This window comes from Acidovorax sp. GW821-FHT10E04 (assembly GCF_059415185.1).
The window spans coordinates 330,858-345,283 of sequence record NZ_JBWKMT010000005.1 but is presented as its reverse complement, the minus strand read 5'-3'; the positions used below and the strand labels follow the sequence as shown (position 1 = coordinate 345,283).

General features: G+C 62.3%; 15 protein-coding genes. 1 reads left to right on the top strand and 14 read right to left on the bottom strand.

The annotated features are described in order from the left end of the window. Nucleotides 1–117: 117 nt before the first annotated feature. The 7 genes from AC07OC_RS17830 to AC07OC_RS17800 all read right to left on the bottom strand — a co-directional run bounded on the left by AC07OC_RS17830 (nt 118) and on the right by AC07OC_RS17800 (nt 6,677). Nucleotides 118–1,014, bottom strand: coding sequence for a carbohydrate kinase family protein (locus tag AC07OC_RS17830; RefSeq protein ID WP_218339687.1), 897 nt, complete (start codon nt 1,012–1,014; stop codon nt 118–120). 30 nt (nt 1,015–1,044) lie between these two features. Then, nucleotides 1,045–2,484 carry a zinc-ribbon and DUF3426 domain-containing protein gene (locus AC07OC_RS17825; RefSeq protein WP_218339688.1) on the bottom strand — a complete coding sequence of 480 codons (1,440 nt, stop codon included), beginning with the start codon at nt 2,482–2,484 and terminating at the stop codon, nt 1,045–1,047. A 55-nt stretch (nt 2,485–2,539) separates the two neighbouring features. Further along, nucleotides 2,540–3,454 carry a 50S ribosomal protein L11 methyltransferase gene (gene prmA, locus AC07OC_RS17820; RefSeq protein WP_218339689.1) on the bottom strand — a complete coding sequence of 305 codons (915 nt, stop codon included), beginning with the start codon at nt 3,452–3,454 and terminating at the stop codon, nt 2,540–2,542. A gap of 79 nt (nt 3,455–3,533) precedes the next feature. Then, nucleotides 3,534–4,883 (bottom strand): acetyl-CoA carboxylase biotin carboxylase subunit, encoded by a 1,350-nt coding sequence (accC, locus tag AC07OC_RS17815; RefSeq protein ID WP_218296061.1) that lies wholly within the window; start codon nt 4,881–4,883, stop codon nt 3,534–3,536. 7 nt (nt 4,884–4,890) lie between these two features. After that, nucleotides 4,891–5,346 (bottom strand): acetyl-CoA carboxylase biotin carboxyl carrier protein, encoded by a 456-nt coding sequence (gene accB / locus AC07OC_RS17810; RefSeq protein ID WP_218296062.1) that lies wholly within the window; start codon nt 5,344–5,346, stop codon nt 4,891–4,893. Nucleotides 5,347–5,496: 150 nt separating this feature from the next. Continuing rightward, nucleotides 5,497–6,081, bottom strand: a complete 585-nt coding sequence (locus AC07OC_RS17805; protein WP_218339690.1) for a TlpA family protein disulfide reductase — start codon at nt 6,079–6,081, stop codon at nt 5,497–5,499. Further along, nucleotides 6,078–6,677 carry a hypothetical protein gene (locus AC07OC_RS17800; RefSeq protein ID WP_218296064.1) on the bottom strand — a complete coding sequence of 200 codons (600 nt, stop codon included), beginning with the start codon at nt 6,675–6,677 and terminating at the stop codon, nt 6,078–6,080. Before AC07OC_RS17800 ends, AC07OC_RS17805 begins: the two co-directional genes overlap by 4 nt. A gap of 181 nt (nt 6,678–6,858) precedes the next feature. Here AC07OC_RS17800 and mpl point away from each other — a divergent pair, with 181 nt between their 5' ends. Beyond that, nucleotides 6,859–8,283 (top strand): UDP-N-acetylmuramate:L-alanyl-gamma-D-glutamyl-meso-diaminopimelate ligase, encoded by a 1,425-nt coding sequence (gene mpl / locus AC07OC_RS17795; RefSeq protein WP_494601867.1) that lies wholly within the window; start codon nt 6,859–6,861, stop codon nt 8,281–8,283. 50 nt (nt 8,284–8,333) lie between these two features. On the opposite strand, the gene AC07OC_RS17790 is transcribed toward mpl, so the two are convergent. From AC07OC_RS17790 to AC07OC_RS17760, 7 genes are all read right to left on the bottom strand, one after another. Then, nucleotides 8,334–8,645: a hypothetical protein gene (locus AC07OC_RS17790; protein ID WP_218339692.1), complete on the bottom strand. Its 312-nt coding sequence runs from the start codon at nt 8,643–8,645 to the stop codon at nt 8,334–8,336. A gap of 116 nt (nt 8,646–8,761) precedes the next feature. Beyond that, complete coding sequence (locus AC07OC_RS17785) at nt 8,762–9,883, bottom strand: 3-deoxy-7-phosphoheptulonate synthase (RefSeq protein ID WP_218339693.1); 1,122 nt, start codon at nt 9,881–9,883, stop codon at nt 8,762–8,764. 280 nt (nt 9,884–10,163) lie between these two features. Further along, nucleotides 10,164–10,700 (bottom strand): hypothetical protein, encoded by a 537-nt coding sequence (locus AC07OC_RS17780; RefSeq protein WP_218339694.1) that lies wholly within the window; start codon nt 10,698–10,700, stop codon nt 10,164–10,166. Between the two features lie 113 nt (nt 10,701–10,813). After that, the gene (locus AC07OC_RS17775; RefSeq protein WP_218339695.1) at nt 10,814–11,965 is read right to left on the bottom strand and encodes an SGNH/GDSL hydrolase family protein; all 1,152 of its coding nucleotides are present in this window, start codon (nt 11,963–11,965) and stop codon (nt 10,814–10,816) included. Further along, a complete protein-coding gene (locus AC07OC_RS17770; protein ID WP_218296070.1) occupies nt 11,966–12,118 on the bottom strand; it encodes a DUF5989 family protein in 153 nt (50 codons plus the stop codon). It lies immediately after the preceding gene. Then, the gene (locus AC07OC_RS17765; protein WP_494601864.1) at nt 12,118–12,534 is read right to left on the bottom strand and encodes an SxtJ family membrane protein; all 417 of its coding nucleotides are present in this window, start codon (nt 12,532–12,534) and stop codon (nt 12,118–12,120) included. The genes AC07OC_RS17770 and AC07OC_RS17765 overlap by 1 nt, the downstream gene beginning before the upstream one ends. A gap of 14 nt (nt 12,535–12,548) precedes the next feature. After that, nucleotides 12,549–14,378, bottom strand: coding sequence for a carbamoyltransferase family protein (locus tag AC07OC_RS17760; protein WP_370627782.1), 1,830 nt, complete (start codon nt 14,376–14,378; stop codon nt 12,549–12,551). Between the last annotated feature and the right edge of the window lie 48 nt (nt 14,379–14,426).

Below are 14,426 nucleotides of genomic sequence, written 5' to 3'. Positions count from 1 at the left end.
CTCAACCCGGTGCCGTTGCACCGGGTTTTTTTATGCCTGCCGAGACACGCGCTTCGGGCAAAGCGGCACCTCGAACCGAAGCCGCCCCCACCCGCCTGCCCCGCAGGCACCACCCCCTCACGCGGGGGTGAAATCCAGCGTGTAGTTCTGCGGGCCGCGCTGCGCAATCTTGAGGGCCCCGACCCGGTTGCCCAATTCGGCGCAGCGGGCCAACGGCCAGCCCTTTTCCAGGCCGAACAACAGCGCGCCACGCCAGGCATCGCCACAACCCGTGGGCTCGACCACGGCAGCCGGCTTCGCGGCGGGCACATGCTCGCGCTCGCCGTCAATCCAGACTTCGCAGCCTTCCGCAGCCAGGGTCACGACCAGCCCGCGCACACGCCGGGAGATGTCGGCCAGGCTCCAGCCCGTGCGCTGCGAGAGCATTTTCCCCTCGTAGTCGTTGACCACCACCCAGCTGGCAAGATCCACGAAATGCGCAAGCTCCTTGCCGTCGAACATGGGCAGGCCCTGGCCAGGATCGAACACAAAGGGAATATCCGCCGCCCTGAATTGCTCTGCATGCTGCAGCATCGCCTCACGCCCGTCGGGTGCGACGATGCCAAGGCGGATGTCTCCGCGCGCGGCAACGCGCGTGATGTGCGCCTGCTGCATCGCCCCGGGATGGAAAGCCGTGATCTGGTTGTTGTCACGGTCGTTCATGATCATGGCCTGGGCCGTGAAGCTGTCGTCCACTTGCCGCACAAATTCGGTGCTGATGCCCAGCGTTCGCAGCCGCTGCAAGTAGTCCGCGCCGTCGCTTCCCAATGTCGCCATGGGCAATGGTTCCCCGCCCAGCAGCTTGAGGCTGTACGCGATGTTGCCCGCGCACCCCCCGAAATCACGGCGCAACGAAGGCACCAGGAAAGAGACATTCAGGATGTGCAGCTGGTCCGGCAGTATCTGCTCGGCGAAGCGGCCCTCGAAGGTCATGATGGTGTCGAATGCCAGGGAACCGCAAATAAGGGCAGCCATATCAGAAAAGTAGGTTGGTAGAAATCAGTATCAGGGATAGAACGCCAGCAGCCGATAGCCGGCCACACGCGCCCCGCCAGTGGTCACGATCACCGACACCGAGGCGCTCCATTCACCGCGCGCCGGCAGCTCCATCGGAGCCCCCAGATCGGCCGGCAGCAGGACACGCCGGAGAACGGGCTGGTCCTGCGCGTCCGTCAGGGTCAGCTCCACGGCGGGCATGGCCAGGGGTATCGAGGCCTTGCTCTTCATGGCCAGGGCCAGCTGATAGCTGTCACCCCGGGCCTTGTTGAAGGAGGAGCTGTCGATGACCACATCCGCAATCTGGCGTTGCGGCGCAATCTGGCATTGCAACGGAACGCACAACGCCATCAACCATGGCCTTGTGCGCGGATCCATCGCCGCCACGCGGTCACGCTCCTGAATGGCGACCTGCAGCGCGAGCGCCGCGACCGACAACAACAGCACGAGGGCAAGCCCCACGCGCACCATCGGCTTGCGCCAGAACGCCTTTCGCCGCGCCGCGACGACAAAGCTGACCTCCTGCCCGGCATCCACTCCCTCGTCTTCGTCGTCATCCAGGTCTGGCGCATCCCGGGGCGAATTGCGCGAGGGCGCTAGCAAGACGGCTGCGGGAGAACGGTCCTCCACGAGCGCCAAGGCTTCCGGCCCGGGCACCACGGACTCCCGCACAAACTCCACTGGCGGCAGGGGCTCTGCGGTGCCCTCCGGCGCGGCGGGTGCCACCTCGAAGCCACCGTCATCCTCCGGCGCGGAGGCGGCCGCCGGTTTCACAGGCAACTCGAGCGCTGGATAGCCCATGTCGGTCAGGGCCGCTGGCGAAACCGGTTCAGGCTCCTCCTCGGGGTCTCGCAACGCGGCGTACGGCAATTCATACCCGCCCGGCACGGACTCAACGGCCACATCCGGCCGTGCGGCGGGCAAGGGATCCGAGACCACGGCGGCGGGAGGCGGCACCGGAGCCGGAGCCGCGCCATCGGGACTGCCAGGCGACGAAGAATCTTCCGGACGCCACGCAAATCGCGTCAGGCGCGCCATGCGGGCGTCCTCGCCGTCAGCCACGTCCCCGCTTGCCGCGGCAAGAAAGGCAGGCACCGCCGGCTGAGGGACATCCAGGACAGGGGTCGCGGGCAATTGCGGAAGCGCGGCCGGCGCGGGCCCGCTTGCCGGCGACACCGCCGGAGACGGTGAAGCAGGCGGTGGAGAGAAAGGCTCGCCCCATGCGCGCTCGGCATCCGCCCTGCGCGCCACGGGCACCGGCGGCGGACGCACGTCGGTCAAGGACACATCCGGCAAAAGCGCGGGAGGGGCCGCTGGCAGCAGATGCGCCGACGCATCGAAAACCTCTTTGCATTGGCCGCAGCGCACCCATCCTTCGGAGATGCGCAATTGGTCTGCCACCACCTTGAAGGAGGTAAGACAGGACGGGCAGCGAGTGATCTGGCTCATCAGCGATGGATTGTAGATAGCGGCGCACGCAACCCCGCCGAGCGTGTGGCTCTGCCTACGCCGCCTCGTCGCGCCGTGCGGTCATCAGGATCCAGCCGTCCTCCAGGTCGGCCACCTCGAGCCGAACCCAGGGTGCATAGGCTTCTTTCAGCTCATCGGCCTGGCGCTCCAGGATGCCCGCCAGCACCAGGTGCCCGCCCGGCATCACATGCCCGCACAGGAGGGGCGCGAGCACCCGCAAGGGGGTGGCAAGTATGTTCGCCAGCACGGTCTGGTATGCGCCCCGGGCCTTGTCGGGCAAGCCGGCATGCAGCTGCACCTCATTGGCTTGCGCGTTCAGCGCCGTGGATTCCACGGCGGCAGGATCGATATCCACCGCATCAATGTCCGTGGCGCCAAACTTCGCCCCGCCAATCGCCAGGATGCCGGAGCCGCAGCCATAGTCCAGAACCCGGCCCAGCGGATTGCCCATGGACGACTCGGTGGCACCGTTGCGGGCAATCCAGCGCAGGCACATGCGTGTCGTGGGATGGGTGCCGGTGCCGAAGGCCAGGCCCGGGTCCAGCCGGATGCTGCGCTTCGCCTGCGCCGGCAGTTCATGCCAGGTGGGAACGATCCAGAAGTCCGGGGTGATGTCCACGGGTGCGAACTGCGATTGCGTCAGGCGCACCCAGTCCTGGTCGGCCACCTGGGACACACCCAGGACCTGGCAGCCGGCAAAGAAGTCCTGCACGGCCAGCAGCTGCTGCGCATCGCGCGCAGCCCCCTCGGAGGGGAAGAGCGCCGTCACCCGGCTGCGCTGCCAGCCATCCTTGGGCGGCGGCATGCCAGGCTCGCCGAACAGGGCCTGTTCGGCATCGGTCTGCGCATCGGCATCCTCCACCGACACGCTCAGTGCATCCAGTGCATCCAGGGCATCGCTGACCGCTTCGATCCGGTCCTCGGGGCACATCAGGCTCAGCTCAAACATAGGCGCCTCTCAGAAAAAATGAAATGCTGGCACCCGTCGCCAGGAGCCAGCATGCGAATGACCGTGCGCAGCCGCAATCTCAGCGCTTGTGCTGCGACAGCCACTCTTCCAGATAGTGGATGTTGGTGCCGCCGGCCATGAACTTGGCGTCCACCATCAGCTCGCGGTGCAGCGGCACGTTGGTGTTGATGCCTTCGATCACGGTCTCGTTCAGCGCCGTGCGCATGCGGGCCAGGGCCTGCTCGCGCGTGTCGCCGTGCACGATGATCTTGCCGATCATCGAGTCGTAGTTGGGCGGCACGAAGTAGTTGGTGTACGCATGTGAATCCACGCGCACGCCGGGGCCGCCCGGTGGGTGCCAGGTGGTGATGCGCCCGGGCGAGGGGATGAACTTGTAGGGGTCTTCCGCATTGATCCGGCACTCGATGGCATGGCCCCGGATCTCGATCTGGCGCTGGGTGAACGGCAGCTTCTCGCCCGCGGCGACCATGATCTGCGTCTTCACGATGTCCACGCCGGTGATCCACTCGGTCACGGGGTGCTCGACCTGCACGCGCGTGTTCATCTCGATGAAGTAGAACTCGCCGTTCTCGTACAGGAACTCGAACGTGCCCGCGCCGCGGTAGCCGATCTTCTTGCAGGCCGCCACGCAGCGCTCGCCGATCTTTTCGATCAGCTTGCGGGGGATGCCGGGTGCCGGCGCCTCTTCGATGACCTTCTGGTGGCGGCGCTGCATGGAGCAATCGCGCTCGCCCAGGTAGACCGCGTTGCGGTGCTTGTCGGCCAGGATCTGGATCTCGATGTGGCGCGGGTTCTGGAGGAACTTCTCCATGTACACCGCAGGATTGCCGAAGGCGGCGCCCGCTTCGGCCTTGGTCATCTGCACGGCATTGACCAGGGCGGCCTCGGTGTGCACCACGCGCATGCCGCGGCCACCGCCGCCGCCGGCGGCCTTGATGATCACGGGGTAGCCCACGGCCTTGGCGATGCGGCGGATCTGCACCGGGTCATCGGGCAACTCGCCCTCGGAGCCGGGCACGCAGGGCACGCCCGCGCGGATCATGGCCTGCTTGGCCGAGACCTTGTCGCCCATGATGCGGATGGACTCGGGCGTGGGGCCGATGAACTGGAACCCGCTCTTTTCCACGCGCTCGGCGAAGTCCGCGTTCTCGGACAGGAAGCCGTAGCCGGGGTGGATGGCCTCGGCATCGGTCACCTCGGCGGCGGAGATGATGGCGGGCATGTTGAGGTAGGACAGCGGGGACGGGGCGGGGCCGATGCACACCGCTTCTTCCGCCAGCTTGACGTACTTGGCGTCGCGGTCGGCCTCGGAGTAGACCATCACCGCCTTCACGCCCAGCTCATGGCAGGCGCGCTGGATGCGCAGCGCGATTTCGCCGCGATTGGCAACAAGAATCTTCTTGAACATGAGCGCCTTATTCGATCACGAACAGCGGCTGTCCGTATTCCACGGCCTGGCCGTTTTCGCCCAGGATGCGGGTGACCGTGCCCGACTTGTCGGCCTCGATCTCGTTGAGGATCTTCATCGCCTCGATGATGCAGATGGTCTCGCCTTCCTTGACCTGGCTGCCCACTTCGACAAAAGCCTTCGCCCCGGGGCTGGAGGAGCGGTAGAACGTACCGACCATGGGCGACTTGACGATGTGGCCCGCAGGGGCTGCGGGTGCGGAAGGCGCAGGCAGCTCGGCCACCTGCGCGGCGGCGGGTGCGGGGGCGGCAGGCGCCTGCACCGGGGCGGGCACATACTGCTGAACCACGCCCCCCACGCTCTTGACGATGCGGACTTTGCCCTCGGCCTCCGTGATTTCGAGTTCGGATACGTTCGACTCGGACACGAGATCGATGAGGGTTTTGAGTTTTCGCAGATCCATGGGAGCTCCAACGGCTATAAAACTGAATAGGGCGCGAATTTACTCCAATTTCGGCCTATCACCGTCTTCCACGGGTATTTTTCATGAACTACATCATGCCAATAACCGCCGGATATCCCAGCGGAACCGCCAGACGGCCGGTGCGAGGGGTCAGCGCAAGGCAGCCCAGCGCTGCAGGTCCTGCGGGGTGATCTGCCCCATTTTACGGTGCAGGACACGGCCGCTGCCGCCCAGGACCACGGTGAACGGCAAGCCTCCCGTGAGATTGCCCAGCGATCTGCCCAGGTCCGTGCCGCCCAGGCCGGCCAGCCCCACAGGGAATTCCAGCGGGATGCGCTGCAGGAATTTGCGCACGGCGGACGGCTGGTCGATGGCCAATCCAAGAACTTGCCATCCGTTCGCTCCATGTTCGCGGTAGAAGGCATTGAGCATGGGAAGCTCCTCCACGCAAGGCGGGCACCACGTCGCCCAGAAGTTCAGCAACAAGGGTTTGCCGGCCAGCGACTTGAGCGCCACCGAGCCGCCTTCCGGTTTTTCGAATTCCATGGTCCAGAGCGCTTGCTCGGCCCCCTGCTCCATCGCGTGGGGCTGGAATTTCCACCAGGCCAGGCCCGCGCCGCCCAGCGCGGCGGCGCCCGCCACGCCCGCATAGAGCAGGCGCCTGCGCGAGGCTGCGGGCGCAATGCCAGGGACGGGGGCCGCAGAGGCGGGGTGATCGGAAGATGGTGTCGTCATGGGGCTGGGGTTTCCTGGAGCAGGCGCCGTACGGCGGTCATGTCGCCCCGCGGCACACGCCCCTTCGCGTCCGGGCGCAAGGCGCCGCGCAGGTCGTCAAGGTCATAGATCAGCAGGTGCACCCCGATCATCTCATTGAGTTCGGGGGATTTGCTGCCCAGGCTCAATGCTTCGACCGACTCGCCATGGAAACCGGTCACCGTGCGCGGTTCATAGTCGACGTGGTGGTCGATCAGGGCTATTTCTGCCGATTTCGGGTCATCGCAGAACAATTGCAGATAAATATCGGACAACCGCGTGGCCGTTCCATGCCAGACCGCGCCCGCCAGGTGGGGGCGGAAGGCCGCCATGCGCTCCATCCACACCAGGGCGAGCTGGCGCAGCGCCCGCAACTCGCGCGGCTGGGTGTCGGCACAGAAAAGCTGGATGTACTCCCGCACCGCGGCCTCGACCTGGTCGTTGTCTGGCAGGGGGGTGCGGGCGGGCAGCCCCATCTGGCGCAGTGCCCGGCGCTTGGCCGGGCCCCATTCAAGCCCTTCCTCCACCACCAGCCGGGCCGTGGTGTGGGCGATTTCGTCGCTCAAAGGTGTGTGCATGGCAGTGGGAAGGCAGCAAGGAACGAAACCGCATTGTGGCCCGAACCGCCCACCAGGACTACGGGTTGACCCTAGTCTCCACTCCGGCCACACCCGCATCTACTATATTTTTCATAGCTTCTTGCGCTTGCCAGCCAAGCGCTGGAGCCCCGTTTTCTGTTGAACCTTAGAATCTGCGCCCATGCATATACACATACTGGGCATTTGCGGCACGTTCATGGGAGGCCTCGCCGCACTCGCACGCGAGGCGGGCCACAAGGTGACGGGCTGCGATGCGGGGGTCTATCCGCCGATGAGCGACCAGCTCCGCGCGCTGGGCATCGACCTGATCGAAGGGTTCGGCGCCGACCAGCTTGCCCTGCAGCCCGATGTGTTTGTGGTCGGCAACGTGGTCAGCCGGGTTCGGCAGCCCGATGGATCGCCAAAGTTTCCCCTGATGGAAGCGATCCTGGACGCCGGCCTGCCCTACACCAGCGGCCCCCAGTGGCTGGCCGAACAGGTGCTGCAAGGCCGCCACGTGCTCGCGGTCGCGGGCACCCATGGCAAGACGACGACAACCTCGATGCTGGCCTGGATCCTGGAAAGCGCGGGCCAGCAGCCGGGCTTTCTGATTGGCGGCGTACCCCTCAATTTCGGGTTGTCGGCCCGGCTGGGCGCACCCCGGCGCCCGGTGCCCGCGCCCTCGCCACTCGGTGCGGCGCCGCTGTTCGTGATCGAGGCGGACGAATACGACACCGCGTTCTTCGACAAGCGCAGCAAATTCGTGCACTACCGGCCCCGCACCGCCGTGCTGAACAACCTGGAGTTCGACCACGCGGACATCTTTGACGACCTGGGAGCCATCGAGCGGCAGTTCCACCACCTCGTGCGCACCGTGCCCCCGTCGGGCCGGGTGGTCGTCAACGGCCTCGAGGAAAGCCTCGCCCGCGTGCTGCACACGGGTTGCTGGAGCGAGGTGGCCAGCTTTGGGGAGGCCGTCAGCGACTTTTCGGCCGAGGGCGATCCCCAGGCGTTTGATGTGCTGCACCAGGGGCGCAAGGTGGCCCGGGTGGAGTGGGCGCTGACCGGCGTGCACAACCAGCTCAACGCGCTGGCGGCCATTGCCGCCGCGCACCATGTGGGCGTCAGCCCCCAGCAGGCGGCCACGGCACTGGCGGCCTTCCAGAATGTGAAGCGGCGCATGGAGCTGCGCGGGACCGTGCACGGGATTGCCGTGTATGACGACTTCGCGCACCACCCCACCGCCCTGAGAACCACCCTGGACGGCCTGCGCCGCAGCCTGGGCCAAGGCGTGCGCATCCTCGCGGTGTTCGAGCCCCGCAGCAACACCATGAAGCTGGGCGCGATGAAGGCGCAGTTGCCGTGGGCGCTGGAACCCACCGATCTCGCGTTCTGCCACACGGCCGGGCTGGACTGGGATGCAGCCGAAGCCCTCGCCCCCCTGGGCGTGGGCCCCGGCCTGCGGGCACAGACTGCCGGCGACATCGCCACCCTGGTGCAGCAAGTCACCGCGGCAGCCCGCCCGGGTGACCACATCGTGTGCATGAGCAACGGCGGATTTGGCGGAATCCATGCGAAGCTGCTGGATTCGCTACAAAATAAATAGCTGCCTGCGCTTGTATGACAAGCGCTAGGACCCTGTTTTATTCAAAAGGGTCAGAACGACACGGCCATGCCCGGCACGTCCACGCGCACCACCGGCTTGGCCAGGGCGGCGCTGGCGGCCCGCGCAAAGTCGCGGGACCATGCCGGATCGGTCAGGAGCGAGGCCCCTGCCGCGCGTGCGACGGTAAGCACCTTGTCGGCCAGCAGCACCTTGCCGCTGGCGCGCAGGGGTTCGCAATCGAGCGCGGTGAACTGGTCGTCGAGCCAGCGCCTTCCGGCCTCATGGCCCATGGGCTCGGCGCCCTCCAGATCGAAACGGAATTCCTGGTTTCCGGCCAGATGGACCGACACTTCGCTGTGCATGATGGTTTGCCTTTCTTCTGAAGCCGTGGTGCTTCCCGTGCGTCATCGCACGGGCCGCCACAGGCTTGCAGTTTAGGGCCTCCCGCCTGCGGCGCGGACCATCGGCCCGTCCGCTGTCAACGCGCGCGGCGCGCCTTGACCGCGTCGGACAGCTCGGAGAGCGACACCAGCGAGTCATCCCACCCCAGGCAGGCGTCCGTGATGCTCTTGCCGTACTCCAGCGCGCCGGGCTGGTCCTTGCCGGGCGAGAACTTCTGGGCACCGGCGATGAGATGGCTTTCGATCATGAGACCGAACACGCTGCGCGATCCGCCGGCGAGCTGCGCCGCGATGTCGCGTGCCACGTCCAGCTGCTTTTCATGCTGCTTGCTGCTGTTGGCATGGCTGCAGTCCACCATCAGCGTGGCGGGCAGCTTGGCGGCCTCGAGGTCCTTGCAGGCAGCGGCCACGCTGGCGGCGTCATAGTTGGGAGCCTTGCCGCCCCGCAGGATCACATGGCAGTCCTTGTTGCCCTTGGTGTTGACGATGGCCACCTGGCCGTTCTTGTGCACCGACAGGAAGTGGTGGCCCCGGCTGGCCGACTGGATGGCATCGGTGGCGATGCGGATGTTGCCGTCCGTGCCGTTCTTGAAGCCAATGGGCGCCGAGATGCCGGACGCCAGTTCGCGGTGCACCTGGCTCTCGGTGGTGCGGGCACCGATCGCGCCCCAGCTGATGAGATCGCCGATGTACTGGGGCGAGATCACGTCCAGGAACTCGCTGCCCGCCGGCATGCCCAGTCGGTTGATGTCGATCAGCAACTGCCGCGCGATGCGCAGCCCTTCGTCGATGCGGTAGGTCTCATCGAGGTAGGGATCGTTGATGAGGCCCTTCCACCCCACCGTGGTGCGCGGCTTCTCGAAGTACACGCGCATCACGATTTCCAGGGTGTCGGCGTACTGCGCGCGCACGGCCATCAGGCGGCGTGCATATTCCAGGGCAGCGGCCGGATCGTGGATGGAACACGGCCCGATGACGACCAGCAGGCGGTCGTCCTTGCCCGCCATGATGTTGTGGATGTTCTTGCGGGTCTGGGTGATCAGCGTCTCGACCGGCGTGCCGCGGATCGGGAAAAAGCGGATCAGGTGCTCTGGAGGAGGCAACACGGTGATGTCCTTGATACGTTCGTCGTCGGTCTGGCTGGTTTTCTCGACGCTGCGGTACCAGGCATCGCTGGTGGGGGTGGTAGGGGCCGTCATGGTTGCTTCCTCGTGGAGTCAGTTGAAGTGGATGGAAAAACGGAAGGGCGGAAAAACAAAAACCGCCGGGCTTTGCAGCGTCGGCGGTTGGTATGGGAAGGTTGTGTCAGCTTGCGCGTTTTCCTCTCATCCGCCGGGGACCGAGATAAAAAACCAAAAATAAAACGCGCTGCGAACTTGCATGGCGACCAATGTAGCACAGGAGTGCGGCAGTGCAGCAAGTTTGAAATGTTGTGAATTCACTACAAGCCAGCAGCATGGCCGCGGCCAAGCTTCCGGTTTACCGTCCCCAGCCGCGAAGCCATTCGCGTGCGCGCTGCAAGGCGGACGGCTTGCGCCGTGGCGCGTCTGGCAGATCACTGAGGGGATCGCTTTGGTGTTCATACATATCGATGAGCAAAAGCGCCTCGCCCAGCGTGCGCCAGGCCAGGAGTTCGAAGTGATCGAAGCTAGCGCCTTCTTTGGCACTGCGTCGCTCCAACATCTGCTGCCAGGCTGCAATGGCGTTCCGCAATTCCCGCAACGCACGCTGATAGGCGCCAAACTCATACAGTGCGTGCCAGGCAGATCCCAGGCCGGTAAGAAGCAATTGGTGTTCGCGCAGCGCCCGAACCAGCGTGGCCACACACGAAAGGATCGCCTGGGGGTCAGCGCCCCCCCGCCGGGCCCTGACGGCCTCGTCAATGAGTTGCGACATCAGCCCGAGACTTTCGCGCAGCTCCCGCGACTCCTCGTCAGCCACCCCCTCCCGCAAGAAGCGGCTGAGGTCACCGAACGACTGGCCCGAATACTGCGAGCCAAAACGCGTGGAAGTCATGGCCGTATTGTGCGCGAGCCGGGTCGTTTGATTGAATCTCGCAAGAAGCCCACCACTCTGGCCTCAGAACAAACAGACCTGCCCCATGCCGCGAAAACGCGATCCGGCAGAGGCTATGGCGCCCGCCGCATCGCACTCAACTTTTTGGACACTTCAGAAAAAATAGCTTTGGCGATCACGGCATTGCCCTTGTCTCCAAAATGAAACTGATCCAGGAACATATCATCCTTCGCCGAGTACCGGTCGAAGATGCCGGACAAATCCACAAAAGTGAAATTATCCAATTTCAGGTTCGAGAGATTTGAAGACATGGCCTTATAGCAGTCAATGTAATAATCTTTCGAAGCCGAAATGAAGTCTCTTTCACGCTGGGTCAGATCCTTCTTCGTCACGGAAAGAGTGGGCTGCAGGAAAAATATCCAATCCACTTTACCTTCCTGCAGTGCATACGCACCCAAGCGTGCATTCTTTTCAATCCGGCGGGCTACGATTTGCGGCGACACCGGCTGAGCGGCCGGACGCGCATTGACCAACTCGGGCAACTCCTGCCTTCCAGCCACCTTCAGGGCAATGTTCACCAGAGACCGGTAGTAGTCATCGGCGAATGCGCTGAACCACAACACATTTCGCCCCGCATCAGCCCAGAAAACATCGTTATTTCCCGAGAGGGAGATGACCAGATCTGGTTGAAGCTCGGAAAGATAGTTCTCAATGGCAATGCGCTCATGGGTAGAAGACCATGCGGGGTTCGCGAACGTGAAAACCTCGAAGCGGGCCTTGTCCTTCTCCGTTGCATTCGCATTGAGAAGATCACCAAGAATACTGCCAATAGTGTGTTCCTGGCTCGGAGAACCAGAACCAAAAGCGGTTGACCCCCCCGTCAGGAAAATGCGATAGGACCCATTGGGCTTCGGATTCACCAGCTCCTGCTGGCTCCGCATCTGCCAGGAGTTGATATGGGCATTGTGGTGCTGCCCCGGTGCCGGGGCCGTCCCTACAAAAGGCGTGGGCTGATTAGGAACCGACCAGCTGATCTTGCCGGTATCGACAGACGGGTCGCTATAGGCATTGCGATAGTTGTTGCGTTGCTCGTCTGTCAGCTTGGTGGCAGACAACACGCCCGCCAAGGTTTCACCTTGTTCCACCCAGCGAATGGTACGCTCGAATTTTCCCGCCGCGACATACCCTCCTGCCCAGTATCCGACAGCCACCAGCGAGCACAGCAGAAATGAAGGAAGGAAGAAATATAGAAATTTCTTCATCATTCAAAATAAAGTATAAATAAACGGAGCTATTACCGAGCCTTGACCGAACACGAGCAGAGCCCCCAGCAGCAACAGGACCGCCAGCACGGGAATCAACACATACCTCTTGTGCTCGCGGAAAAATAAAATAAGCTCCTTGATAAGTTCCAGCATTAGAATTGGCGCTCCATGTGTTCAGGTTTTCGGGGCATCTTGTTAATTCGATATGTCTGCAAATCGCCATTCCACTTCTTCTGCAGCGTATCCTTGCCAAGGATACGCATCAGAAAACCTAGCGGAGAAAATACCAAAATATAAACAATGCCTAGGATGATTCGGGTGTTGATCCAGCCCAGCACTTCGCCGACGCGCATCCAGTATTTATAAACCAGGCTCAACGCAACAGGAAAAAAAGTAGCTACCAGGAAAAATATGCCCGCAACGATCCAGGGCCAGTGGGGCCATCTGGCCGACCACAACCAGGGAAGCAGCAAGCCGAAAATCAGGGCAACGAAGCCCCCCATGACATAGCCGAATTTGCGCAGCTCCTGCTTGCGCTCATTCATGCTTTTTTCCAGAGCTGGTTTCATCATATGAAGAATACTCAATCCAGGGCGAGCGCACCCTTGCGCTGACCTACCAACGCATTGTTCTGCGCATCCTTGGACAGCAGTACATTGCCCAATACGAGATAATCCATGTCCGTTCCCATAAAACAGCGATAGGCGTCCTCCGGCGTGCACACGATGGGCTCGCCCCGGACGTTGAAAGAGGTATTCACCAGAACCGAGCACCCCGTCTGTCGCTCAAAAGCGCTCAGAAGCTGGTAAAACTCGGGGTTGCTCGTCCTGCTCACCGTCTGGACCCGCGCGGAATAATCCACATGGGTTACCGCAGGAATATCCGAACGTACCTGATGCAGCTGCGCCAGGCCTTGCAGGGACTGATCGGGTTTCCGTTGAATATCTTCATTCACCTGTGCAACAAGCAACATGTAGGGGCTGGGTCGGTCAAGATCAAAATATTTTTCTACATTTTCCTCTTTGACGGCAGGTGCAAACGGGCGAAATGATTCGCGGAATTTTATCTTCAGATTCAGTTGCGATTGCATCGCCGTCGAACGGGGGTCCGCCAATATGGATCTGGCGCCCAGCGCCCTTGGTCCAAATTCCATCCTGTTCTGGAACCAACCCACCACCTTTTCATCTGCGAGCAAGCCTGCAACCGTCTCGTACAGGCCCGTCTGATCCAAGACCGTGTAGCTTGCCCCCAGAGCATCCAGTTTTTCAACAATATCCAGCTGCGCGAACTTGGGCCCCAATAGAGACCCCTGCATCTGATCCACTCCGTTGAAATACTTCCGTTCTTCTTTTCTGAATTTGTGGAAGGCGGCATAAGCGGCACCCAGCGCTCCGCCGGCATCCCCTGCGGCTGGCTGAATCCAAATGTCCTTGAAAATACCTTCCCGCAGCAACCGCCCATTCGCAACACAGTTCAGCGCCACGCCCCCCGCCATGCACAAGTACTCCGCGCCGGTTTCTTTCTGCAGCTGCCTCGCCAACTTCAGTACAACCTCTTCCGTCACCACCTGTATGGACGCAGCTATATCCATGTCGCGCTGGGTCGGGGCTGTTTCGGCACCACGGGGCGGGCCACCAAACAAATCGGAGAATTTCCGATTGGTCATCTGCAGGCCCGTGCAGTAATCAAAATACTCCAGATTCAGGCGGAATGACCCATCTTCCTTGACATCGATCAGGTTATCAAAAATCAGATCGACATACGTTGGCTTGCCGTATGGCGCCAAACCCATCAGCTTGTATTCTCCAGAATTCACCTTGAACCCAAGGTAATAGGTGAACGCAGAATACAGCAATCCCAGGGAATGCGGGAAATTGATCTGCCACAAGGGAGTCAATTCTGGACCATCCCCCAGCCAGGCGGACGTCGTTGCCCACTCACCGACCCCATCCAGGCACAATACCGCAGCCTTCTTGTACGGGCTCGGATAAAACGCAGAAGCCGCATGCGATTCATGATGCTCTGCAAACAGGATCGGCGGCAGGTCGGATTCCTTGCACGACAGCAGGCCGGCAAGCTCCCTCTTGAGAGTTTTCTTTAAATACAGCTTTTCTTTCAACCATATCGGCACCGCAGTGACAAATGATTGAAATCCACGGGGTGCATAGCTTAGATACGTATCCAGCAAGCGCTCGAATTTTAAAATAGGCTTATCGTAGAATACGATGGAATCCAGATCATGCGAGCGCACCCCTGCTTCTTGCAGGCAATATTCAATAGCATGCCTGGGAAACTGCGCATCATGCTTTTGCCGCGTGAACCGTTCTTCTTGCGCCGCAGCAATTATCCGACCAGACTGCAACAGCGCGGCGGCACTATCATGGTAGTATGATGATATACCCAATATATTCACAACGTACAAGCCTTTATATCAAAATACCAGAACAAGTGCCGCAAACAT

Bases quoted from the DNA above. Each gene is read 5' to 3' on its own strand.
- AC07OC_RS17825 (WP_218339688.1), bottom strand. From the start codon at position 2,484: ATGAGCCAGATCACTCGCTGCCCGTCCTGTCTTACCTCCTTCAAGGTG.
- mpl (WP_494601867.1), top strand. From the start codon at position 6,859: ATGCATATACACATACTGGGCATTTGCGGCACGTTCATGGGAGGCCTC.
- AC07OC_RS17775 (WP_218339695.1), bottom strand. From the start codon at position 11,965: ATGATGAAGAAATTTCTATATTTCTTCCTTCCTTCATTTCTGCTGTGC.
- AC07OC_RS17785 (WP_218339693.1), bottom strand. From the start codon at position 9,883: ATGACGGCCCCTACCACCCCCACCAGCGATGCCTGGTACCGCAGCGTC.
- AC07OC_RS17790 (WP_218339692.1), bottom strand. From the start codon at position 8,645: ATGCACAGCGAAGTGTCGGTCCATCTGGCCGGAAACCAGGAATTCCGT.
- AC07OC_RS17765 (WP_494601864.1), bottom strand. From the start codon at position 12,534: ATGAAACCAGCTCTGGAAAAAAGCATGAATGAGCGCAAGCAGGAGCTG.
- AC07OC_RS17805 (WP_218339690.1), bottom strand. From the start codon at position 6,081: ATGACGACACCATCTTCCGATCACCCCGCCTCTGCGGCCCCCGTCCCT.
- AC07OC_RS17770 (WP_218296070.1), bottom strand. From the start codon at position 12,118: ATGCTGGAACTTATCAAGGAGCTTATTTTATTTTTCCGCGAGCACAAG.
- accB (WP_218296062.1), bottom strand. From the start codon at position 5,346: ATGGATCTGCGAAAACTCAAAACCCTCATCGATCTCGTGTCCGAGTCG.
- AC07OC_RS17830 (WP_218339687.1), bottom strand. From the start codon at position 1,014: ATGGCTGCCCTTATTTGCGGTTCCCTGGCATTCGACACCATCATGACC.
- AC07OC_RS17780 (WP_218339694.1), bottom strand. From the start codon at position 10,700: ATGACTTCCACGCGTTTTGGCTCGCAGTATTCGGGCCAGTCGTTCGGT.
- AC07OC_RS17800 (WP_218296064.1), bottom strand. From the start codon at position 6,677: ATGCACACACCTTTGAGCGACGAAATCGCCCACACCACGGCCCGGCTG.
- accC (WP_218296061.1), bottom strand. From the start codon at position 4,883: ATGTTCAAGAAGATTCTTGTTGCCAATCGCGGCGAAATCGCGCTGCGC.
- prmA (WP_218339689.1), bottom strand. From the start codon at position 3,454: ATGTTTGAGCTGAGCCTGATGTGCCCCGAGGACCGGATCGAAGCGGTC.